Origin of the sequence: Nocardia sp. NPDC057663 (assembly GCF_042799895.1) — a bacterium.
Lineage (GTDB): Bacteria > Actinomycetota > Actinomycetes > Mycobacteriales > Mycobacteriaceae > Nocardia.
This window is the reverse complement of the sequence record NZ_JBHVHX010000003.1, coordinates 230,124-250,973: the sequence shown is the minus strand read 5'-3', so window position 1 is coordinate 250,973 and position 20,850 is coordinate 230,124. Positions and strand designations below refer to the sequence as shown.

The following is a 20,850-nucleotide window of genomic DNA, read 5'->3' as shown; positions in this document are numbered from 1 at the left end:
CTCAGCTCGCCATTTCCCGCCGCACAACGCACGTGACGGTATTCACGAACCGACCCGAACCACATCGCCTGCCACTCACACGGGCAGGCTCCCGGTCATCGAGTCGCCGCACCGGATCCGACGGTATTCGGTTGCGGGTGGTGGACGCAGCGGGTGCAATCGGAGCATGGGATCGCGAGGGCTGGTGGGGCGGGTCGCCGTGGTGACCGGGGTGAGTCGCCGGAACGGGATCGGGTTCGCGGTGGCGCGGCGACTCGCGGAGGACGGGGCCGCATTGTTTCTCACGCATTGGGCTCCGCACGACGCGCAGCAGCCGTGGGGCGCTGAGGACCCGGCGTCATTGTGCCGCGAGCTCGGTGCGATGACGCGAGTGGCGGACCTTGCCGTCGACCTGGCCGAGGCGACCGCCGCGGAGCGGGTGATCGACGAGGCGGTGGCCGCCTTCGGCCAGGTCGACATTCTCGTCGCCAACCATGCGCGTAGTGGCGGCGACGGGAGCCTGTTCGACGTGGATGCGCGGATGCTCGACGGGCATTGGGCGGTCGACGCCCGGTCGGTGTTGCTGCTGACCCAGGCGTTCGCCCGCCGGTACCGCCGCGATGCCGGACCGGAAGGTGAGCATGGTCGGGTGATCTGGATGAGCTCGGGGCAGCACCTCGGGCCGATGCGGACGGAAATCGCTTACGCCGCGGCGAAATCGGTCTTGGCGGGCCTCACGGCCACAGTCGCCGACGAGCTGATCGAGCGCGGAATCTTGCTCAACACGGTCAATCCGGGCCCGGTGGACACGGGGTATCTGTCAGAAGCAACGACCGACCGCGACCTCTCGGTTGTCGAGGAGGTACGGGCCGCGTTCCCACGCGGGCGGGTGGGAACGCCCGACGACCCGGCGCGGTTGATCGCATGGCTGGTGTCCGATGAGGCCCGCTGGGTGGTCGGTCAGGTGATCGACTCGGAGGGCGGGTTCCGGCGTTCCCGCTGGTGATCCGGCTTGTAGGCCATCGAGTAGCCGACTACACTGTGACGCGCACCACATTCGTAAGCGCGGATGTGGTGCCGCCGTTGAGCGTCAGCGTGACCCGATCGGAGCGCCGGGCCACGGTGATCTTTCGTGACCCCCTCGTCGATGAGCCGGGCCTGCCAGTCGCTCCGCTCCTGCTCGACCGCCGCGTCGGCGCCGCGGCGAGCGATTCCGCACGACCTTTCGGCAAGGAGATGACGTTATGGCTGTTGCCGTCGAACTCGATTTCACCGGCGCGACGATGGAGCAGTACGACCAGGTCTTGGCGAAGATGGGCTTCACGCACGGCGGAACCGGCGGGCCTGGTTTGATCTTCCACTGGGCCAGGAAGACCGATGACGGGTTTCATGTCACTGACGTGTGGGAGTCCGCGGGCCAGTTCCAGGAGTTCGCCGAGACCACCATCGGACCGCTGACCAAAGAGGTCGGCTTGACCGCCGAACCCACCGTCACCATCCACGAGATCCACAACTATCTGACCCAGGGGAGCTGAGCCGATCGCCGGCCGTGGGGAGCGCGCACGGCCGACGGTCGAGGTCAGGTCGTGGCCGCGCGCAGCACCTGCGCGAACCACGTGAACACCGGGGTCATATCCGGTTGCTCGGGCCAGCCGTTCACGATGCCGAGCAACCGCCAATAGCGTTGCACGCGTGGGTCATCGGCGACTTCGAGCCGTTCGAGGATCCAGTGCCGGAGCGGTGGGTCGTCGGGGCGGCCGAAGGTGCTCGCGTACCTCGCCGTGAGTGCGTCGAGCACCGGGATCGCGGCCGCGGAGCCGGGGGTGATGCCGGCGGTGACGGCCGCACCGATCTGGGTGCGGACGGCTTCGGTGAGGTCGTGGTGCAGGCCGGTGGTGTCGCCCGCGGCGCGTTCCCTGGCCTGGTACTCGGCCATGCGCCGGACGGCGTCGCGGAAATCGCTGTCCTGCACCAGTTCCGCCAGTTCCATCCAGGCCGCGAGCTGGTCGGGCGTCGGGTCGTCGGGCAGGTCTGGCATGGCGGCGCGGACGAGGTCGACCATGGCGGGGTTGGCGGCGTAGCGGCCGAAGGTGTCGTCGACGAAATCCTGGATCAGGCGGTGTCTTTCAGCGGCGGACAGGGTGGCGAGTCGGTGCATGAGATCCATCTCCGGTGGGGTGGGTTCCCGGGCGGCCACCGCGCGCAACACCGCTCGTCGCACCCGCAGGGTTCGGATCTCGACGTCGAGCGCGTCCGCGTGCGTCGCGGCGACCTCGGTCATCGAGGTTTCGCGGGCGAGCACGCGGCGCACGGTGGCGAGGTCGATGCCGAGGGTGCGCAGGGTGCGGACCAGTTCCAGGCGGGCGAGGGCGGCGGTGTCGTAGCGGCGGTGGCCCGCCGGGTTGAGCGTGGTCGGCGCCACGATGTCGCGGTCGGCGTAGAAGCGGATCGCCTTGACCGTCAGTCCGGTCCGCTCCGCGACTTCCCCGATCGTGAACAGCGTGTCGTCGTCCATGTCGCTCAGCGTGCCGTCTCCCCTCGGGGGAGAAGCAAGCCCGGATCGTCGACGACGATGCGTACGCCCGCGCCGAGCAGGTCGGCGGCGGTCAGGCCGAACATGGCGTGGAAGGTGTCGCTGAAATGGGAGGGGCTGGCGAACCCGGCATTCGCCGCGGCGGTGGTGAGGTCGGCGCCGTCGGCCACCGCCCGGCCGACGGCGAGCATGCGCGCCCATACCCGGTAGCGCCGGAAGGTGGTGCCCGCCTGGGCGGAGAACAGGTGCAGCAGACGGGATTTCGACAGGTGGACCGCCGCGGCGAGCTGATCGGCGGAGATCGCCGCGGCCGGATCGGCGCACAGGATGGCTGTCGCCGCGGCGATCCGGGGATCGATGTCGGGCATACCCGCGCCGCACGCGAGAGCGAGGACGGCGGCAGGCGCGGAGTCGGCGGCACAACGGATCAGCGTGGCCTCCTCGACGTGTCCGAGGCCGAAACCACCTGTCTGTTCGAGCATCCGGCCCCGGCAGGCCGCAGCACGCGGTGAGCCGGAGTCGAGATAGCAGAACAGCATTCGCCCGTCGGCGACGATCCGGTGCGGGGTCCGCGGCGGGACCAGCACACTGCGGGCCGTCCGGGCACCGATCGCGTCGGCATGCACCGTGAACGGTGTGTCGAGCCCGACCGCCAGGCACGCCACGGACCCGGAATGCCGGTCCAGTCGCAGCGACGGGCCGAGGTAGATCGCGTGCCCGGCGCCCAGCCACACCGTCGCCGGGGTATTGCACGTTTCCGGAAGTGGCGCTCCGCCCATGCCAGTCATGCTTGCACGACAGGTGTCGGACGAAGGAAGGGACCGGCGTGGTCGGCGAAGTCGTAGGTGCGGTGCTGCTGGTGGGTGTGGGTCTGGTGCATGTGGTGCCGGGTGTGGTCGCGTTGGCGCCGGGGCGCGCGGCGGCGGTCTACGGCACGGCGGTCACGAACCGGGACCTCGAGCTGTTGCTGCGTCATCGCGCGGTGTTGCTCGCCCTGGTGGGGATCGGGTTGATCGTCGGCGCGTTCGTGCCGTCGGTGCGGGCGGTGACCATCGCGGCCGGAATCATCAGCACCAGTTCGTTTCTCGCGCTCGCCGCTGTGGTCGGACTCGGTGATCTCGGCGCCAGGACGATGCGGGTGGCACGGATCGACGTGGGCGCTCTTGCCGCGCTGGTCGTCGCCGCGCTTCTGTTCGGCTTCGCCGGGTGAGGCCGCGAAATCCGGCGCTGCGACACGGGCTACCCGACCTGGTCCACGACTGCCGACTGCCCACGAGATCACCGCCGAGTGACGTCGTCTACGAACCCCGGTGCGCAGCCAACTGACCGCTCCTCGACATCCCCGCGAGATCATCACTGTGACAGCTCATTCCGCGCCCTACCCCCAGGTCGCCATGTCCGGGTCGACGCCGTGCGCCTGGGCATTGGCGTCGATGAGCGCACTCAGCCAGGCGGTCAGTCCGGGTTCGATGGCGTCGTAGAACGCGGTGTAGCCCGGGTCGGCCACGTAACGCCGGCCGAGACAGACGTGCATCGCGTGGGTGCAGTCGAAGTAGACCGCGATCGAGGCGCGATGCCGTTCGGCGAGCGCGTCGGCGCGGGGGCTACCGGGGGTGACGCCCGCGCGCAGGGCCTCGGCCAAGTCGGCGTGCAGGGCGGCGGTGTCGTCGGTGATGCGCTGCCACTCCCCCGCCGACCTGACCGCGGCGCGTTCGGCGTACTGGGTCCACTGCGGGGTGTCGCCCCACTGTTCGCGCGCCTGGTCCACCCAGGACGGCTGCCAGTCCGCACCGAAGATCGCGACCTGATCCTGCGCGGACAGCAGGATGCCCGACTCTCTGGCCTCGATCATCCGGTCCATGGCCGCGGTCATCCGCTGCAGGCGCAGCGTCTTGGCGTGCAGTGCCGCGCGTTGCCGGCGCAGCGTGGCCATGGCGTCGGCGGCAGGCGCGTCCAGCAGCGCACCGATCTCGTCCAGTGCCACGCCCAGTTCCCGGTAGACGAGCACGCGCTGGGCGCGGGCCAGGTCGGCCGCCGTGTACAGGCGGTAGCCGGCGGCGGTGCGGTCGGACGGGTGCACCAACCCGACCGCGTCCCAGTGGTGCAGCGTGCGCGTCGTGACGCCGAGCAGTTCCGCGGCGGTGCCGACGGTAAGCGGTTCGGACACGGCATCCAGTGTGCCGCGCCCGTTGACCGTCACTGCTCGGGCGCCTCGATGCCGATCGACCGCAGGTGCGCGGCTTCCGGGCTGTCGGGGTCCCATGGCCTCGCGGCCGTCATGATGACCCGGATGTTCTCCGGGGTCCGGACTTCCAGTTCGATCGAGTTCCACGGCATCAGCCGCGGGCCGGTCGTGCAGCCGGGTGACACCGCTTCGCAGGCGGCGGCGATCGCGTCGATCTCACCGAGTACACAGGAGAAACTCACTGTCATCGCGGGTGTGTCGTCCTGCTGTTCGCCCGAGACCAGCAGAACGTCCTGAAATGCCCAGCGGCGCAGATGGGTCAGCTGACCGGGGACGGAGAACAGGTCGAAGAAGCCGAGCCCACGGGCCCAGAAGTCCGTCGACACAGCCAGATCGACGGTCGGCACCGTGACGAACATCGGCATTCCGTAGAGGCCGTGAAACTGCCCGGGCGCAACGGTATCGGGGCCGGGAACCGGAACCGGGCTGATCTCGAACGCGGGGAAAGATGTGGTCATGCGAGCATCGTCGACCCTCACGCGACGTCAGGGTCAAGCCGGATCGATCGCTCGCGCACCGCGACCACGACACCCCCAGCCCGCTGGTCGGCTACAGCGGTGCGGGCGGTTCCGGCGCGGGCGGCCGGGTGGGCAGGGCGCTGACCGTCAACGCCAGCATGACCAGCGCGATGCCCGCCAGCTCCGGCACGGTGAGCCGCTGGCTCAACGCGAGGGCGCCGACGACGGCCGCGGTGGCCGGGAGCAGGGCGAGCAGCAACGCGAACCGCGCCCGCCCGACCGCGGTCAGCACCACCTGATCCAGCGCGTAGGGCACCGCGCTCGACAGCACGCCGACGCCGAGCCCGAGCAGCCAGGTGCGGGGATCGGCGAAGACCGACGCGTCGATCGCGACCTGCGGAATCAGCACGAACGGGGCGAGCAGCACCGCGGCGGCCGTCATACCGACGGCGAGCGAATCCTGGCCGTCACCGGCGTCGGCCACCCGCTTGCCGACCAGGATGTAGCCCGCCCACAGCACCGCCGAGGCGACCGCGAACCCCACCCCGACCGGCTCGACGTCGAGTTGCACCCCGGCCAGCAGCACCACCCCGACCGCCACCAGCACCACCGCGAGCAGATCCCTGGCCCGGCGCGAGCCGAGCGTGGCCACCGCGACGGGGCCGAGGAATTCGATGGCGACCGCGGTGCCGAGCGGAATCCGCGCGATCGCCTCGTAGAACACGATGTTCATCGACACGGTGACGATGCCGAACCCGGCCGCCACCGCGATCCCCCGCCGCGTCCACCGGCTGCGCCACGGTCGTCGCCAGGCCAGCAGCGCCACGCCGGCGGCCGCGGCGCGCAGCCACGCGACGGTCGCCGGTTCGGTGGTGTCGAACAGGAAAACGCCCAGTGCCGCACCGACATACTGCGATGTCGCGGCGACGACGAACACCAGCGGCACCGACCAGCCGGGGAGCACGGCACGGCCGGGCCGCTCGGTCGTCGAGGTCGCAGTCACTCCAGGAGTAATCCACAGCCGGTACCGGATTTCAACGCGAGACGGGAACGTGACCCATGCCACTGTCCCGAAATGTCACGGGACGGCGCGGATCGGCGTCTTATGGGCAACACCGACAGACAGGACCACCATGAGCGAGGAAATGGACTCGGCGACCGGGGCGTTCGTGGCGCACCGCAATCTGCTCTTCACGGTCGCCTACGAGATGCTCGGCTCGGCCGCCGACGCCGAGGACGTCTTGCAGGAGACCTGGCTGCGCTGGGTCGATGTCGACCAGGCCGAGATCCGCGACCCGCGCGCGTACCTGGTCCGCATCACCACCCGCCAGGCACTGACCCGGCTGCGCACGCTCGGGCGCCGCAAGGAGACCTACGTCGGGCCGTGGCTGCCCGAGCCGCTGCTCACCACGCCGGACATCGCCGAGGACGTCGAGCTCGCCGACAGCGTGTCGATGGCGATGATGCTGGTCCTCGAGACGCTGGCGCCGGTCGAACGCGCGGTGTTCGTGCTGCGCGAGGTGTTCGACCTGGCCTACGACGAGATCGCCGCCGCCGTGGACAAGACCCCGGCCGCGGTGCGCCAGATCGCGCATCGGGCGCGGGCCCATGTCGCCGCGCGCAGACCGCGCGGGGTGGTGTCCTCGGCGGAGAGCCGGCACGCGCTCGAGGCCTTCGGGCGGGCGGTCGAGACCGGTGACCTGCAGGGCTTGCTCGATCTGCTCGCGCCCGACATCGTGCTGCTCGCCGACGGCGGCGGCGTGGTCAAGGCCGTGGTGCGCCCGATCGTCGGCGCCGACCGGGTCGCCCGGCTGATGGCCGCCGGGCTGCCCCGGGTCGGCGGCCAGGTGTCGACCGAGCTGGTCCAGATCAACGGCGCTCCCGCACTGGTCATCCGGATCGACGGGGTGCTCGACAGTGTCGTCGCGACGCGCATCGACGACGGGTCGATCACCGGTCTCTATGTGGTGCGCAATCCCGAGAAGCTGTCGCGGATCGAGCAGGCGACCCCCGTCGCCCGCTGATCCGCGACCGCTTCGTCAGGGCAGCCCGACCCAGCGGTCGAGCGCGTCACGCAGCGCGGGGGCCGCGGTGTCGGTGGCTTCCTCGACGGCCGCGGCCCAGCCGACGAAGGCGTCGGGCCGGATGAGGAGGGCGTCGGCCGGGCGATCCTCGGTCTTGGCCGTGACGATCACGATCCTCGGCTCCCGCGCCGTGGCGATCTCCCGCAGGTCCGCGCGGTCGGCGAGATCGAGGAAGACGGGCCGCGCGGTGTGCAGGAGGTCCGCGACGCTGGTCGTGCCCTGATCCGTGAGCAGCGCCAGGTCGGGTGCGAAGGCGCCGGCCAAGGGGTGCGGATCGGCGCCGGGCATCGGATAGCGGACGTCGCCCGCGGAAATCATGCCCGCCAGGCGGCGCAGCGCGGGCTCGTCGGCGACCAGTTCCTGGAACACCGCGCGCAGGGCGTCGGCGGCGTCGTCGTGGCCACGGCGCAGCGCCGCCTGCGCGCGAGTCTGCTGTAGCGCCCGTCCCGCCGCGGCGTGCCGTTCGTCGTGGTAGGTGTCGAGCAGGCCGGCGGGCGCCCAGCCCTGCACGGTGGCTGCCAGCTTCCACGCCAGGTTGACCGAGTCGAGCATGCCGACGTTGAGCGCGGTGCCGGTGGCGGGCAGCAGGTGGGCCGCGTCACCGGCGAGCAGGATCCGGCCCGCCCGGTAGCGGTCGGCCCGTCGCGCCTGGAACTGGTAGCGGGACAACCGGATCGGCTCGCCCAGCGGCAGCTCGGCGCCGAGCACCCGGCGGGCGCTGTCACCGAGTTCGGTGAGCGTCATCGGTTCGTCGTTGTCGTACTCGGTGAGGTCGTCCTCGGTGGTCTGGAAGAACATCGTCCGCTCCGCCGGGTCGACCGGGCCTATCGCGAAGACGCCGCGATCGGTGCGGTTGAAGCCGGGACTGATCGGGCCGTGGCCGGGCACGTCGAGACCACCGTCGGCGAGGACGGTGACCGAGTCCGGCACCGTCACCACGCCGAGGCGGTTGACCTCGGGAAAGATGTTGCCGGGGAACAGGATTCCGGCCAGTTCCCGGATTCGGCTGCGCCCGCCGTCGCAGCCGACCAGGTACTGCGCACGCACCCGGTACGGCCCGTCCGGCCCCTGCACGTCCACGGTCACCGCCGTGTCGTCCTGACTCACCGCGACCACCTCGTGCCCGCGGCGGATCTCGGCGCCGAGTTCGGCGGCGCGCTCGGCGAGCAATTCCTCGACCCGCGCCTGCGGGATCCCCATCGCGTCCATGGGACCGTCGGCGAGGCTGGTGAAGTCGACTTGCATCCCGCCGAAGGGGAAGATCGGCGCCGGGATCGGGTTGCCCACCGCGGTGAAGCGGTCGAGCAGGCCGCGGTATCGCAGCACATCCAGGATCCGGCCGCCGAGGCCGCTGGCCTTGTGCGCGGTGCCCGGCTCCGCGCGCCGCTCCAGCACCACGGGTCGCACACCCGCCAGGGACAGTTCCCCGGCGAGCATCAGTCCGGCGGGGCCGGCGCCGACAACGATCACGTCGGTCTTCATCTCACGCACTGCGTAACTCCCATTTGTCGCTGGTCCGGACTTCGACGTGCGATTCTGCAGGACGACCGGGGTCTTGCGGCAAGCCCCCGGGTCGGCTATATCTTGGAAGGGGCAAGGAGCGGCGGACGCTCCGATTCCCCCTTTCCCTCTTCGCACATCCTCCTCGGGCACCGCACTGTTCTGTGCGGCTATGCGAACATACGTTCGAACGCGCGGTAGACTGGCGGGCATGTCGCTGCCCCTGCAAGGTTCACTGTTCGACGGTGATGCGGTTGCGCTGGGTTCGATCGAGACGATCCGGCGCACACAGCTCGACGCGACAGCCTGGGTGGATATCCTCCCCGGCTGGCTCAGCGGCGCGAGCGTCGTCTTCGAGCGACTAGCCGAACGGGTGCCGTGGCACGCCGAGCGCAGACCCATGTACGACCGGGTCGTCGACGTGCCCCGGCTGGTGTCGTTCTTCGGCGAGAACGACCCACTGCCCGACCGGATCCTGGTCGAGGCACGCGGAGCCCTGACCAGCCACTACGCGACCGAACTCGGCGAGCCGTTCCGCACCGCGGGACTGTGCTTCTACCGCGACGGTCGCGACAGCGTCGCCTGGCACGGCGACACGATCGGCCGCGGCGCCACCCACGACACCATGGTCGCGATCGTCTCGGTCGGCGCACCACGCGCGCTGCTGCTGCGGCCGCGCGGTGGCGGGGCCAGCGTGCGGTTCACCGCGGGGCACGGCGATCTGCTGGTGATGGGCGGTGCGTGCCAGCGCACCTGGGAACACGCGGTGCCCAAGACGTCACGGCCGGTCGGCCCGCGCATCAGCATCCAGTTCCGGCCGCGCAACGTGCGGTGATACGCACGTTGGCCGGCCCGACCACCCGGCCGGCGAAGTAGCCTGAGCCGCAACCGATCACGGGGCGCTCAGCACCGAGTGCACCAGTTCCCGCACCCCCGCGCGCAACCGGTCGACCTCACCGGCCCTGGCCATCTGCTGCGCGAGTTCCCCGCCGATGATCGACAGCAACAGCGCGCCCACCGTCTCGGCGTCGATCTCCGGGCGGACCTCGCGCAGCAATGCGGTGATGTGCTCGGCCCAGAAGGCATGGAATTCCGCGCTGCGCGGATGCGGGGGCATGGCCTTGTAGGCGGCGATGAGTTCGACGTCGGCGGTCACCATGGTCGTCATCGCGTCGAAGAAGGCGAGTAGCCGGTCGGTCGCCGGCGCGCCGGGCCCCAGCGGCGGCGGTCCGCTTGCCACCGCCGCCATCATCTCGCCCGCTCCCTCGGCCACCAGCTCGTACAGCAGGCCGGCCCGGCTGCCGAAGCGATGGAAGATGGTCCCTTTGGCGACACCCGCGGCCGCGGCGACCCGATCCATCGTCACCCCCGCCGCACCGTGTTCGGCCAGCAGCGCGGCGGTGGCCTCGAGGATCGCTCGACGGTTGCGCGCGGCGTCGGCGCGTTCGGCGGGGCGTTGGCCTGTCATCGCATCGCTTCCTCGGCATCCGCCGATCCGTTGACAAGTTGACCGCCGGTCCATATCGTTCGAATTATCTGGACCGGCAGTCAACTTATGGAGTTCTGATGCAGGCAATCGTAATGACCGAGACCGGCGCACCCGAGGTGCTGGTGCCGCACGACGTCGACGAACCGCGACCGGGTGACGGACAGGTCGTCGTCCGCGCCGAGGCGATCCCGGTGCTCTACCCGGAGACCATGGTGCGGGCGGGCGCCTACCCCTTCCCCGCGCCGCTGCCCGCGGTGTTCGGATTCCAGGCGGCGGGCACGGTCGTCGAACTCGGCGCCGGCGTGGACCCGGCCCTGCTCGGCGCCCGGGTCGTCACCGACACCGGCGGTTTCGGGGCGTACGCCGAATTCGTTGTCACCGCGACGGATTCGGTGGCCGTCATCCCGGACGGCCTGACCACCGACCTCGCCGCCGCGACCCAGATGCCCGGGTCGGTCGCCTTGGCCCTGGTCGCCGCCGCGGCACCCGCTCCGGGCGAGACCGTCCTGGTCGAGGCGTCGGCCACCGGCGTCGGCAGCTGCCTCACCCAGCTGTGCGCGGCACGGGGCGCGCGGGTGATCGCCACCGCCGGTGGGGCGGAAAAGGCTCGCCTGGCCCGCAAACACGGCGCCGCCGAGGTGGTCGACCATTCCGTGCCCGGCTGGGCCGATCAACTGCGCGAACTCCTGGCGGGCAACACTGTCGATGTCGTCTTCGACTCGATCGGCGGTGACTCGCTGACTCCGCTCCTCGACGTCGTCACCCCGCTCAGCGGTCGTATCCTCAGTTACGGCTGGCTCGCGGGCGCACCCGCCCAGCTCGGCGCCGTCGACCTCATCCTGCGCGGCCTCACCCTCACCGGGTGCGCGGGAACCGCGTGGCTCGGCGAAGTCGCCCGGCAACGGCCCGCCGCCCTCGAGGCCGCGGCACAGGGGCTGTTGACCATCGGGGTCGACTCGGTGCTTCCGCTCACCGAGGCGGCGCACGCACATCGCAAGCTCGAGAATCGAACGGCACTCGGCGCGGTGTTGTTGCGACCGTAGGGGTATGCCGTGCCGCTGTCTGCCTCACCGATCGGGTCGCGCGCGAGGTAGACCGGTGGGCTGATGCGGGTCGGCCGGATCAGTCGGGAACACACGGTAGCCTGGCCGTATAAATTCGTGTCGGACCCTTCTGTCATGGTGGTCATGGTGGAACTGTTACCGGTTGGCGCACTGTGGGTTCGAAGTGCTCGACGCAGCACGGCCTGCGAGCGGGCGCGTGTTCACGGAGGCTAGTGGGGGCACATCTGGCGAGAAGTGGGGGGTGTTGATGGCCAGGTTCGAAATCCCGGCAGGATGGGTGGCACAGGCGTACCGTTTCGCGCTCGACCCCACCCCCACTCAGCAGCGTGCCTTGCGTTCGCATGCGGGGGCGGCGCGGTTCGCACACAATCACATGCTCGCCCTGGTGAAAGCGGTCATGGATCAGCGGACCGCGGAACGCAGCTACGGCATCAGCGACGACGAGCTGACCCCGTCACTGGGGTGGTCGTTGCCCACCCTCCGCAAAACCTGGAACACCCGCAAGGCTGCGGTCGCGCCGTGGTGGGGTGAGAACTCGAAAGAGGCCTACAACACCGGATTGGACGCACTCGCGCGTGGTTTGGACAACTGGTCGAAGTCCCGCACCGGTCAGCGCGCAGGCAAATCGGTTGGGTTTCCGAGGTTCAAGACTGCCCGGTCACGGCGGTCGGTGCGGTTCACCACCGGGGTCATCCGGGTCGAACCCGACCGTCACCATGTGACCTTGCCTCGGCTGGGGACGCTTCGCACCCACGAGTCCACTCGCAAGCTGGCTCGCAGGATCGGCGACGGGACCGGGCGGGTGCTATCGGCGACGGTGTCGCAGGACTCGGCGGGGCGCTGGCACTGCTCGTTGCAGACTCTCGTGCACGCCAAAGCCAAGCCAGCGCACGCGCCACGGTCCCCGTTTCCGGTAGTGGGCGTCGATGTCGGCGTGAAAGACCTCCTTGTGATCGCCGCACCGGACGGGACCGAACTCGAACGTGTCCGGGCCCCGAAACCATTGACCCGTGCCCAAACCCAGCTGCGGGTGTTGCAGCGCACCGCCGCCCGCAGGCACGGTCCCTACGACCCCGTTGCGCGCTCTAAGCAGACGCCGTCAAAGCGGTGGCGGGCGGTCCAAGCCCGGATCGGGAAAACCCACGCCCGCGCTGCGAATGTGCGCCGGGACGCATTACACAAGGCCACCACCGCTCTGGCCCAGCACCATCGGGTCGTGGTGGTGGAAACATTGAACGCTTCGGGTATGCGTTCTGCCGGTGGGGTTTTCAAGCGCGGTCTGAACCGAGCTCTCGCCGATGCCGCGCTCGCCCAGGTACGAGCAATGTTGGCATACAAGACCCGCTGGTACGGATCCGCATTGTTGGAAGCCGACCGATATTTCCCTTCCTCGAAACTGTGTTCGGCGTGTGGTGGGCGAAAGCCAAACCTGCTTCTGGCTGAACGTACATATCAGTGTGAACACTGTGGTGCCGCGATCGATCGTGATCGTAATGCCGCGGTCAACCTCGCCCGACTCGGCGAAACCCGGATATCGGGTGAACAGAGTCCCGCCGACAGTGGGTCGGTGGCAGGACGTGGAGCCATCCGTGAGACCGGACCCGCGCGAGCGGTGATGGCTGGGGGCTGTGAAGCGCCAACCCCGCACAACCCGAACAGGGTTGGTCAGGCGGGGACCGTCGACTCGCAAGGGACGGCTGCCTGATGAAGAGCACTCTCACTCTCCAGAAGGCAACGGTTGTGGCCGTTGCTCGCGGTGCGGGGCCGGAGCAGCGAGCGGGCCGGCCAGGGCCGAGCTGGCCGTGGAGGCCGCGGAGGCCGCGGGCCAGAATGTCGTCGCCCGGTTCGATGCCACCGGATTCGAAGCCGCCGCCATCTCCGCGGTCGCCATGACACGCAGCGGCGCCCGGCGGCGGACCTCGTCGACGATCACCTCGGTGCGCATCGACCGGCCATTCGGGTTTGTCGCGGTGGACCGGCCGACGGGGCTGGCCATCGTCGCAGGTCAGGTGACCCGGCCACCACTGGAATGGGTCCGGCCTACAGACTCCGAACCCGCGCCGGGGCGGTTCCCCGGCGCCCCGTGGTGAGAGCGGTAATCGTGATTGCCGATCCCGTTGCTCGGCAACGGGATTCGGTTTCGATGTGGCTCGGGTAGGTCGTATCCTGGTAGAGGTCCGCAATCGGTTGCACAGGGGGTCGTGGTGATCGTCGTTGTCGCGGACGAAACCGAACTCGAAGGCGCAGAAGAGGTCGTCGGCGCGGCGATCCGGGATTGGGCGTCCGCGGTGGGCGGTGTCGCGGTGTTCCGTTGCCATGTGCCGGAGAGCCGGGGCGGATCGGTCGAGGTCGATGCACTGGTGTGCACGCCGCAAGGCGCCACCGTGGTGGAGGTGAAGGGGTTCACCGTCCGCCAGGACGGCACGCTCGCCACCCCGCCCAACGGGCCGTGGACGGTCGGTGGCGAGGAGGCCGCGCTCTATCACGCAGTGCGGGTGCCGAATCCGTTCGTCCAGGTGCGGCGGCAGGTGTTCGCGGTGAAGAACCTGCTCCAGCAGTCCGGGATCTTCGGGTGGGTGAACGCGGTGGTCGCGCTGGTCCCCCAGCCCGGATCGCAGCTCACCCTCGAAGAGGCCCGCATCGCCGACGGATACCGGGCCGTCCTCGTCGATCGCGACGACGCGACGGCCCTGCACGACTACTTCCACGCCGAGACCGGGCGCACGGTCCGGCTCAGCGTCAACGATGTGCGCCAGGTGTTCGCGGCACTGAATCTCAGCCATCTGCTGCCCACCCGGGTCGCCTTGGCGGACCAGGGTTTTCCCGCGCGGCTCGAGCCGTCGACCACCGGCCGACCTGCCGCGCCGTCCTCGATCGAACTCGGCGAGGCCGAAGAGATGGACGCTGCCGCGGGTTCCGGGCAGGGTAGTTCCTCGCGGGTGAGTACACGGCTCGCGCAGGCGAGTACGCCCGCGTTTCTCGCCGCGATCGATCGGCTCGCGCATCGGCCGCACACATCGTCTGCCGCCGCCGAGGTACCTGATGCGACGCACGGTCACGAACAGCGCGCTCCTGAGCAAGAATCCGGTGCCGAGGAGCGATCCGAGACGGCACCCGCTCCGGGAAGTGCCGAGGCGCCCGGCGGCGAAATGGCCGGTGCGGTCTCGCCCTTGGCGGGGCTGGTGAATGTGCCTGCCGCAGCAGAGGGTTCACAGGGTGCCGCTTCGCAGAACACGTCCGCCTCGACAGAAACCCCCGACGACAGCGAAACTGCCGCCCCGCCGATGGATCACATGGCCGCAAGCGAGACCACCGAGGCGGAAACCGTTGTAGTTCCATCGACCAGCACGGGCGAAATCGCGCTTTCTGGTGTCGACGTCGCATCGGACGGTGAAGTGAGCGAGGCAGATTCGACCGCCCACGCCAGTTCCGATGACGCGCGTGACTCCGGGGACGACCCCGTTGCCGGCGAAGCATCCGACGGAGACGACTACGCCGCCGCGAATACTCCGTCACCCGACGAAGCAACCGCTCCTGCAGCGGACCCCGGCGAAGGCGTCACAGACGGAGACACCACCGACGCCGCCCTGCCGACCGCCGTCGAATCGGCAAGTGTTGTGTCACTGACCAAGTCAGCCGCTGAGTCCACCGCAGAACCCTCGGCGGACACCGACGACGGCTCGGCCGGCGCACCGGCTGACGACCGCATCGCCGCGAGCGAGGTTATGAGCAGGGAGATTCCGCCCGACAGCGATCCGGACGACGCATACGAATCGCAGGGATACGACGATTCGGACTACGAGTCTTGGCCCGAGGACGGGGATCCGGAATATTCGGCGCCCGAAGCGGCGAGCGCTGGGTATGCCGCCGCCGGAGGCGCGGTCGGTGCTGCTGCCGGGGTGGCCGGGGCCGCAGCATGGTCGGCCGGTTCGGCCAACGACCCCGATCCGTCGTACCGCGAACCAGAGGAGCAATTCGACAGCTCCGAGCATTGGACCGACTGGGTGGACCAGGACCGGACTCCGGCGCGGTCGACCGCGTCGAGCCGGTTGCGGGAGCGAGGACACAACACGCAGACCGGGTCGTCGCTGCTCGAACGGTGGCGCAATACCCCGGTGCGGGAGCGGAACGAACACAAGCAGCGCCGGATCCGGATCGGTCCCGGCGTGGGATTGATCCTGTTCATCGCACTGTTCGGGGTGGGATTCTTCGCGATCACCGCGGTCCAGGCGAGCCGGTTCGAGATGTCGGACTACGACCGGATGTGCGGCGACCGGAAACCGTTCCCGAACGCCGCCGAATACCAGCGCGACGGCGTGCGGCCGATCTACCTCTCGGGTGATCTCGCCACGATGGTCGCCACCAGCGATTCGAGTGCCTGGCATCCGAGCGACATGTCGTCGGTCCAGCTCATCGCGTGCATGCAGCAGGTGAGCCTGGGCGACCTCGTCCAGACCTGCCAATTCCCCGCTGCCCCCGGCACTCCCATCGGCCGTACCGTCAACCTGTTCCGGGCGACCTACGAGATCACCGTCTACGAGCTGCGCACCGGACGCGAGGCCGGGCGGGCCATCATGATCGGCGAACGCTTTTCGGCCGACCCCGCGAACACCGACCCCGACCGGTGCCGCGCCGCCGCCGACGCTCCCGACACCCTCGGCCGAAGGCTGGGCCAACCATCGACCGCGCAGGTCACCGGCTTCCTGGCACCACTGGTCCGCGCCGATCGCTGAACCGGGTTGACCTCGAGTGCACTCGAGGTAGCAGGATCGCCTTCGTGCCCCGCGCACACCCGACACCGCGCCACCCAGCGCCGGTCGCGCCTCCGCCGGTTTCCCGTACACCCACCGGCGGAGGCCGTCGGGACCCTCAGGCCACCGCCGGGACCTCGCGCGGCCGAGTCGATCCCGGAGCGCGGCGATGCCGTGGTCCTGCCCTCGCGAATTCGGTCGCGAGGGCAGGACGATCGTCAGAGGTTGACGCCGAAGTCGCGGGCGATGCCTTCCAGACCGGACGCGTATCCCTGGCCGATGGCGCGGAACTTCCACTCCGCGCCGTTGCGGTACAGCTCACCGAAGACCATGGCGGTCTCGGTGGACGCGTCCTCGGACAGGTCGTAGCGGGCCAGTTCCTCGCCGTTACTGCGGTCCACCACCCGGATGTAGGCATTGCGCACCTGCCCGAAGGACTGGCTGCGGTTCGCGCCGTCGTAGATCGAGACCGGGAACACGATGGATTCGATCGTCGCCGGGGTATTGGCCAGATCGACGTTGATCGCCTCGTCGTCGCCCTCGCCCTCGCCGGTCCGGTTGTCACCGGCGTGCTCGATCGCGCCCTCCGGCGACTTGAGGTTGTTGAAGAAGACGAAGTGCCCGCTCGAGACAACCTTCTTGTCGGCGCCGAGCCCGATCGCGCTGGCGTCGAGATCGAAGTCCGTCCCGGTGGTGGTCCGCAGGTCCCAGCCGAGGCCGACCGCGACCGCGGTGAGGTTCGGCGCCGCCTTGGTCAGTGAGACGTTGCCGCCCTTGGACAAACTGACACCCATACCGATATCTCCTATCGATCATCGCGGCACGAAAGGTACCGACCATTCGCACACTAGCACGTGCCACTGTCTGGTTTACTCCGAATCCGACGGCGCTGAAACCCGAAACCCACTGGTGGGTAAGCGAATTGGTGAGCCGTGACGCGGCGGTTCGGTGCGCGGAGTTCGACACCGGAACCATACAGTGGCACGTGTTAGTGTGATGCGTATGCCGGATGGTGAATCAGACCAGGAGGGATCTCGCGGCACGCGTGAACCTCGATGTCGCCAGCACTGGACTGTTGCGCGGTCCCGCTGCTGCCCAGGCGAGGCCGACGCGTGCTGACCGTACTGAGCGTCATCGCCGGCATCGTCGTCGTCCTGCTCATCACCGCGTTGACGGGGTACTTCGTTGCCCAGGAATTCGCGTACATGGCGGTGGACAGATCGCGACTGAAGGCGCGCGCCGAGACCGGGGACAGGGCGGCAGGACGCGCGCTCGCCGTGACCCGGCGGACCTCGTTCATGTTGTCGGGCGCCCAACTCGGTATCACCGTGACCGGTCTGCTCGTCGGCTATGTGGCCGAGCCGTTGATCGGGCGCGGGCTGGGCGAATTGCTCGGCGGGGCCGGTGTGCCGGTGGCGGTCGGTGTGGCGGTAGGCACCGTGCTGGCCATCGTGTTCTCCACCCTGGTGCAGATGCTGTTCGGTGAACTGTTCCCGAAGAATCTCGCGATCGCCCGGCCTGAGCCGGTCGCACGCCGGCTGGCCCGTTCGACGACGGCCTACCTCCGCGTATTCGGCTGGCTGATCTGGCTTTTCGATCAGTCGGCGAACGTATTGCTGCGGGTGCTGCGGATCGAGCCGGTCCACGATGTGGAGCATTCGGCGACCCCGCGCGACCTCGAGCACATCGTCGCCGCCTCCCGCGAGGCAGGCGAACTGCCCAGAGAGCTCTCGACACTGCTGGACCGGATCCTCGATTTCCCCTCGGAGAACGCCGAGCACGCGATGATCCCGCGTGCCCAGGTCGACACCGTGCCGGTCGACGAACCCGCCGAACAGGTCCTGGCCCGGATGGGTTCGGGACACACGCGATACCCGGTCGTCGGCACCAGCAGTGATGACCTGCGCGGTGTCATCCATCTGCACGATCTGCTCGACGGGCCGGTGACCGGCACCGCAGAAAGCTGGATGCGTCCGGCGCTGCTGGTCCCCGAGTCGCTGCCGCTGCCCGAGGTGTTCGCCCGGCTCAGTGCCGCCAAAGAAGAGATGGCCTTGGTCGTCGACGAATACGGCGGATTCGCCGGCATCGTCACCGTCGAGGACATCGCCGAGGAACTGGTCGGTGAGATCGCCGACGAACACGACTCCGGCGCCGCCGAGGTCATTGCCGACGGTGAGGGCTGGATCGTCGCCGGTGACCTGCATCTCGACGAGGCAGAGCGGCTGCTCGACCTCGAATTGCCGCACGGTGACTACGAGACCATCGCGGGGCTGGTGATCAGTACGTTCGGTGGACTGCCGCAGGTGGGTGACCGGGTGGACATCACGGTGCCACCCAGCGGCGCCGATTTCCTCGCCGGGCAGCGTCCGGCGGCGCGGACGGTTCTCGCCGAGGTACGGGCGGTCGGTAAACACGTTCCGTCCTCGGTGTCGCTGACCATCAGATCCGGGCGAGGCGACCATGAGTAACCCCTGGGTCGTCGTCGCGGTCACGATCTTGTTGATCGCGGCCAGCGCGTTCTTCGTCGCCGTCGAGTTCGCGCTGATCGCCGCCCGGCGGCATCGGCTCGAAGACGCCGCGCCGACCAGCAGGGCCGCGCGGGCCGCATTGCGCAGTTCGGCCGAGCTGCCGGTCTTGCTCGCCGGTTCCCAGCTGGGCATCACCGTCTGCACACTGGCGCTGGGCGCGATCACCAAACCCGCTGTGCACCACTGGATCACCCCGCTGATCGAGCAGCTCGGGGCACCGCTGTGGGTAGCTGACGTCGCGGGCTTCGTGCTGGCGCTGATCGTGGTGACCTTCCTGCACCTGGTGGTCGGCGAGATGGCACCGAAGTCGTGGGCGATCGCGCACCCCGAGAAGTCGGCCACCCTGCTCGCGCTGCCGATGCAGCTGTTCATGACCCTCACCCGACCGGTGCTGGTCTCGCTGAACCACGCCGCCAACCGGTGCCTGCGCGCAGTCGGCGTCACCCCGGTCGACGAGGTCGATGCCGGACAGAGCCCGGCCGGCCTGCGACACCTGGTCGAACACTCGGCGACCGTCGGCACCCTCGACGAGCGGTACCGCGGAAACCTGACCAGCGCACTGGAACTGGAGCAGCTGACCGTCGGCGACATCGTCGCACCGGACACCGCGCCGAGCTCGGTGACGCCCGAAGCCGATACCGCGGCGATCCAGGCTGCCTCGCGCGCCACCGGCCATCTGCGGTTACTGGTCCGCGACCGTGACAGCGTGCGCGGAGTGGTCCATGTCCGCGACAGCCTCACCGCCGCACCCGGCACCACCGCGGGCGAGCTCATGCGGCCGGTGCTGGAAATCGCCACGACGGTGCCGGTGTACGAGGCGCTGCGCACGATGCGCGAAACCCGCAGCCACCTGAGCCTGGTCACCAGTCCCGACCGCGCGGAGCTGGTCGGCCTGCTCACCATCACCGACGTCCTGGAACGGCTGCTGCAGTCGGCCGCCGAGATCTGATCCACCTCCACCGACCGAACGAAGGTGTCCTCGTGAACACACAGCTGACCTGCGCCACGCGCACTCATCGCGGCTTGGTCCGGGCGGGAAACGAAGACTCCGTCCACGCCGGGCCCAGTCTGCTGGCGCTGGCCGACGGGATGGGCGGCCACGCCGCGGGCGAGGTCGCCTCCGGGCTGATGATCGCCGCGCTCCTGCCCCTCGAACACGACCACGAGGGCGAACTGCTCGACCGTCTCGAGCAGGCCGTCCTGCGTGGCAACAACGCCATCGCCGAGCAGGCAGCCCGTTCGACCGAGCAGCGTGGCATGGGCACGACGCTCACCGCGATGCTGTTCGACGGCACCCGGTACGGGCTGGCTCATGTCGGGGATTCCCGCGCCTACGTCCTGCGCGGCGGCGAACTATCCCAGATCACCCACGACGACACCTTCGTGCAAAGCCTCGTCGACGCAGGCCACATCACCGCCGAACAGGCCAGAACCCATCCTCGCCGGTCGCTGATCCTGCGCGCGCTCACCGGTGAGCCGGTCACCCCGACGCTGGTGCTCGGAGATGCCGAACCCGGCGACCGATACCTGCTGTGCTCGGACGGATTGTCCGACGTGGTCACCGAGGAGAAGATCGGCCAGTTCCTGCGCTCGGCAGGCACCGTGGCCGAGTGCGCCGACCAACTGGTCGAACTTGCCCTGCTCAACGGCGGCCCCGACAACGTCAGCGTCATCGTCGCCGATATCGTCGCCGGCGACTGACCACCCCCGGCGGCAACGTCAGCCCCGACGACCACTCACAGGATCGGCAGGTCTGGCGGGAGCTGCATGGCGACCGCGATCAGCGAGTGCACGCGGGTGGCGATGATGTCGAGCAGCCCGTGGATCTCGACGGGCGCTGTCTCGGTGACGGTCTGCAGGTTCCTCAGGTCGTCGTCGAGGCGTGCGAGGACCTCGTTCATATCCCGGGGACTGGAATTGAGCGCGGTCGCGATCTCCTCCAGCGGTATGCCCTGGGCTTCGAGGCGCTGGATGAGGTGGATGCGTTCGGCGTCGGCGGGGTTGTAGAGGCGGTAGTTGCCCGCGCTCCGTTGGGCAGGCGCGAGCAGACCGATGCTGGTGTAGTGGTCGATCGTGCGCGTACTGACTTCGGCGCGGGCGGCGAGTTCACCGATCTTGAGCAAGGCTTCGGTCATCACGACCTCCTTCCGCAGCAGAAGCTAACCATACAGCGGCACGTGCTACCGTCGCCAATGCGAGCGGCACGCGTTGTGCACAGA

Annotated in this window: 21 protein-coding genes; 12 read left to right on the top strand and 9 right to left on the bottom strand. The window is 69.3% G+C overall.

All coding sequences use genetic code 11. The features are described from left to right. Positions 1-166: 166 nt before the first annotated feature. Both ACFVAV_RS09300 and ACFVAV_RS09295 read left to right on the top strand, forming a co-directional pair. Positions 167-985, top strand: a complete 819-nt coding sequence (locus ACFVAV_RS09300) for an SDR family oxidoreductase (protein WP_379032480.1) — start codon at positions 167-169, stop codon at positions 983-985. A gap of 238 nt (positions 986-1,223) precedes the next feature. Next, positions 1,224-1,514, top strand: a complete 291-nt coding sequence (locus ACFVAV_RS09295) for a hypothetical protein (RefSeq protein WP_379032478.1) — start codon at positions 1,224-1,226, stop codon at positions 1,512-1,514. Positions 1,515-1,558: 44 nt separating this feature from the next. On the opposite strand, the gene ACFVAV_RS09290 is transcribed toward ACFVAV_RS09295, so the two are convergent. Both ACFVAV_RS09290 and ACFVAV_RS09285 read right to left on the bottom strand, forming a co-directional pair. After that, a complete protein-coding gene (locus ACFVAV_RS09290; RefSeq protein WP_379032475.1) occupies positions 1,559-2,494 on the bottom strand; it encodes a MerR family transcriptional regulator in 936 nt (311 codons plus the stop codon). A gap of 5 nt (positions 2,495-2,499) precedes the next feature. After that, positions 2,500-3,291 (bottom strand): helix-turn-helix domain-containing protein, encoded by a 792-nt coding sequence (locus tag ACFVAV_RS09285; protein ID WP_379032473.1) that lies wholly within the window; start codon positions 3,289-3,291, stop codon positions 2,500-2,502. Positions 3,292-3,338: 47 nt separating this feature from the next. Between ACFVAV_RS09285 and ACFVAV_RS09280 the strand changes: the two genes are divergently transcribed. Continuing rightward, entirely contained in the window at positions 3,339-3,722 is a 384-nt protein-coding gene (locus tag ACFVAV_RS09280) for a hypothetical protein (protein ID WP_379032471.1), read from the top strand. Between the two features lie 168 nt (positions 3,723-3,890). On the opposite strand, the gene ACFVAV_RS09275 is transcribed toward ACFVAV_RS09280, so the two are convergent. From ACFVAV_RS09275 to ACFVAV_RS09265, 3 genes are all read right to left on the bottom strand, one after another. Further along, positions 3,891-4,679 carry a MerR family transcriptional regulator gene (locus tag ACFVAV_RS09275; RefSeq protein WP_379032468.1) on the bottom strand — a complete coding sequence of 263 codons (789 nt, stop codon included), beginning with the start codon at positions 4,677-4,679 and terminating at the stop codon, positions 3,891-3,893. Between the two features lie 29 nt (positions 4,680-4,708). Then, complete coding sequence (locus ACFVAV_RS09270) at positions 4,709-5,215, bottom strand: VOC family protein (protein WP_379032466.1); 507 nt, start codon at positions 5,213-5,215, stop codon at positions 4,709-4,711. A 91-nt stretch (positions 5,216-5,306) separates the two neighbouring features. Further along, positions 5,307-6,218 (bottom strand): DMT family transporter, encoded by a 912-nt coding sequence (locus ACFVAV_RS09265; RefSeq protein WP_379032464.1) that lies wholly within the window; start codon positions 6,216-6,218, stop codon positions 5,307-5,309. 130 nt (positions 6,219-6,348) lie between these two features. Between ACFVAV_RS09265 and ACFVAV_RS09260 the strand changes: the two genes are divergently transcribed. Further along, positions 6,349-7,239, top strand: coding sequence for an RNA polymerase sigma-70 factor (locus ACFVAV_RS09260; protein ID WP_379032461.1), 891 nt, complete (start codon positions 6,349-6,351; stop codon positions 7,237-7,239). A gap of 15 nt (positions 7,240-7,254) precedes the next feature. On the opposite strand, the gene ACFVAV_RS09255 is transcribed toward ACFVAV_RS09260, so the two are convergent. Beyond that, positions 7,255-8,781, bottom strand: a complete 1,527-nt coding sequence (locus ACFVAV_RS09255) for an FAD-dependent monooxygenase (protein WP_379033558.1) — start codon at positions 8,779-8,781, stop codon at positions 7,255-7,257. A 229-nt stretch (positions 8,782-9,010) separates the two neighbouring features. Between ACFVAV_RS09255 and ACFVAV_RS09250 the strand changes: the two genes are divergently transcribed. Further along, positions 9,011-9,634 (top strand): alpha-ketoglutarate-dependent dioxygenase AlkB, encoded by a 624-nt coding sequence (locus ACFVAV_RS09250; protein ID WP_379032458.1) that lies wholly within the window; start codon positions 9,011-9,013, stop codon positions 9,632-9,634. A 57-nt stretch (positions 9,635-9,691) separates the two neighbouring features. On the opposite strand, the gene ACFVAV_RS09245 is transcribed toward ACFVAV_RS09250, so the two are convergent. Beyond that, positions 9,692-10,267 carry a TetR/AcrR family transcriptional regulator gene (locus tag ACFVAV_RS09245; protein WP_379032455.1) on the bottom strand — a complete coding sequence of 192 codons (576 nt, stop codon included), beginning with the start codon at positions 10,265-10,267 and terminating at the stop codon, positions 9,692-9,694. Between the two features lie 98 nt (positions 10,268-10,365). Between ACFVAV_RS09245 and ACFVAV_RS09240 the strand changes: the two genes are divergently transcribed. The 4 genes from ACFVAV_RS09240 (at position 10,366) to ACFVAV_RS09225 (ending at position 16,085) form a co-directional block, all read left to right on the top strand. Further along, on the top strand, positions 10,366-11,331 hold the full coding sequence (locus tag ACFVAV_RS09240) for a zinc-binding alcohol dehydrogenase family protein (protein WP_379032452.1): 966 nt from the start codon (positions 10,366-10,368) through the stop codon (positions 11,329-11,331). A 268-nt stretch (positions 11,332-11,599) separates the two neighbouring features. Further along, the gene (gene tnpB / locus ACFVAV_RS09235; RefSeq protein WP_379032450.1) at positions 11,600-13,057 is read left to right on the top strand and encodes an IS607 family element RNA-guided endonuclease TnpB; all 1,458 of its coding nucleotides are present in this window, start codon (positions 11,600-11,602) and stop codon (positions 13,055-13,057) included. Positions 13,058-13,154: 97 nt separating this feature from the next. Further along, on the top strand, positions 13,155-13,442 hold the full coding sequence (locus tag ACFVAV_RS09230) for a hypothetical protein (RefSeq protein WP_379032446.1): 288 nt from the start codon (positions 13,155-13,157) through the stop codon (positions 13,440-13,442). A gap of 114 nt (positions 13,443-13,556) precedes the next feature. Continuing rightward, entirely contained in the window at positions 13,557-16,085 is a 2,529-nt protein-coding gene (locus tag ACFVAV_RS09225) for an NERD domain-containing protein (RefSeq protein ID WP_379032443.1), read from the top strand. Between the two features lie 236 nt (positions 16,086-16,321). Here the strand turns inward: ACFVAV_RS09225 and ACFVAV_RS09220 are convergent, their stop codons facing one another. Further along, positions 16,322-16,897 (bottom strand): TerD family protein, encoded by a 576-nt coding sequence (locus ACFVAV_RS09220; protein WP_379032440.1) that lies wholly within the window; start codon positions 16,895-16,897, stop codon positions 16,322-16,324. Positions 16,898-17,215: 318 nt separating this feature from the next. Here ACFVAV_RS09220 and ACFVAV_RS09215 point away from each other — a divergent pair, with 318 nt between their 5' ends. Genes ACFVAV_RS09215 through ACFVAV_RS09205 form a run of 3 tightly spaced genes read left to right on the top strand, consistent with a single transcriptional unit; the run spans position 17,216 to position 20,332 of the window. Then, positions 17,216-18,571 carry a hemolysin family protein gene (locus tag ACFVAV_RS09215; RefSeq protein WP_379032437.1) on the top strand — a complete coding sequence of 452 codons (1,356 nt, stop codon included), beginning with the start codon at positions 17,216-17,218 and terminating at the stop codon, positions 18,569-18,571. Beyond that, on the top strand, positions 18,564-19,580 hold the full coding sequence (locus ACFVAV_RS09210; protein WP_379032434.1) for a CNNM domain-containing protein: 1,017 nt from the start codon (positions 18,564-18,566) through the stop codon (positions 19,578-19,580). Before ACFVAV_RS09215 ends, ACFVAV_RS09210 begins: the two co-directional genes overlap by 8 nt. Before the next feature lie 32 nt (positions 19,581-19,612). Continuing rightward, on the top strand, positions 19,613-20,332 hold the full coding sequence (locus tag ACFVAV_RS09205) for a PP2C family protein-serine/threonine phosphatase (protein WP_379032431.1): 720 nt from the start codon (positions 19,613-19,615) through the stop codon (positions 20,330-20,332). A gap of 35 nt (positions 20,333-20,367) precedes the next feature. On the opposite strand, the gene ACFVAV_RS09200 is transcribed toward ACFVAV_RS09205, so the two are convergent. Next, on the bottom strand, positions 20,368-20,766 hold the full coding sequence (locus tag ACFVAV_RS09200; protein WP_379032428.1) for a MerR family transcriptional regulator: 399 nt from the start codon (positions 20,764-20,766) through the stop codon (positions 20,368-20,370). Positions 20,767-20,850 lie beyond the last annotated feature (84 nt).

Bases quoted from the DNA above. Each gene is read 5' to 3' on its own strand.
- ACFVAV_RS09200 (WP_379032428.1), bottom strand. From the start codon at position 20,766: ATGACCGAAGCCTTGCTCAAGATCGGTGAACTCGCCGCCCGCGCCGAA.
- ACFVAV_RS09290 (WP_379032475.1), bottom strand. From the start codon at position 2,494: ATGGACGACGACACGCTGTTCACGATCGGGGAAGTCGCGGAGCGGACC.
- ACFVAV_RS09250 (WP_379032458.1), top strand. From the start codon at position 9,011: ATGTCGCTGCCCCTGCAAGGTTCACTGTTCGACGGTGATGCGGTTGCG.
- tnpB (WP_379032450.1), top strand. From the start codon at position 11,600: ATGGCCAGGTTCGAAATCCCGGCAGGATGGGTGGCACAGGCGTACCGT.
- ACFVAV_RS09240 (WP_379032452.1), top strand. From the start codon at position 10,366: ATGCAGGCAATCGTAATGACCGAGACCGGCGCACCCGAGGTGCTGGTG.
- ACFVAV_RS09210 (WP_379032434.1), top strand. From the start codon at position 18,564: ATGAGTAACCCCTGGGTCGTCGTCGCGGTCACGATCTTGTTGATCGCG.
- ACFVAV_RS09255 (WP_379033558.1), bottom strand. From the start codon at position 8,781: ATGAAGACCGACGTGATCGTTGTCGGCGCCGGCCCCGCCGGACTGATG.
- ACFVAV_RS09285 (WP_379032473.1), bottom strand. From the start codon at position 3,291: ATGGGCGGAGCGCCACTTCCGGAAACGTGCAATACCCCGGCGACGGTG.
- ACFVAV_RS09300 (WP_379032480.1), top strand. From the start codon at position 167: ATGGGATCGCGAGGGCTGGTGGGGCGGGTCGCCGTGGTGACCGGGGTG.
- ACFVAV_RS09295 (WP_379032478.1), top strand. From the start codon at position 1,224: ATGGCTGTTGCCGTCGAACTCGATTTCACCGGCGCGACGATGGAGCAG.
- ACFVAV_RS09260 (WP_379032461.1), top strand. From the start codon at position 6,349: ATGAGCGAGGAAATGGACTCGGCGACCGGGGCGTTCGTGGCGCACCGC.
- ACFVAV_RS09245 (WP_379032455.1), bottom strand. From the start codon at position 10,267: ATGACAGGCCAACGCCCCGCCGAACGCGCCGACGCCGCGCGCAACCGT.
- ACFVAV_RS09270 (WP_379032466.1), bottom strand. From the start codon at position 5,215: ATGACCACATCTTTCCCCGCGTTCGAGATCAGCCCGGTTCCGGTTCCC.
- ACFVAV_RS09220 (WP_379032440.1), bottom strand. From the start codon at position 16,897: ATGGGTGTCAGTTTGTCCAAGGGCGGCAACGTCTCACTGACCAAGGCG.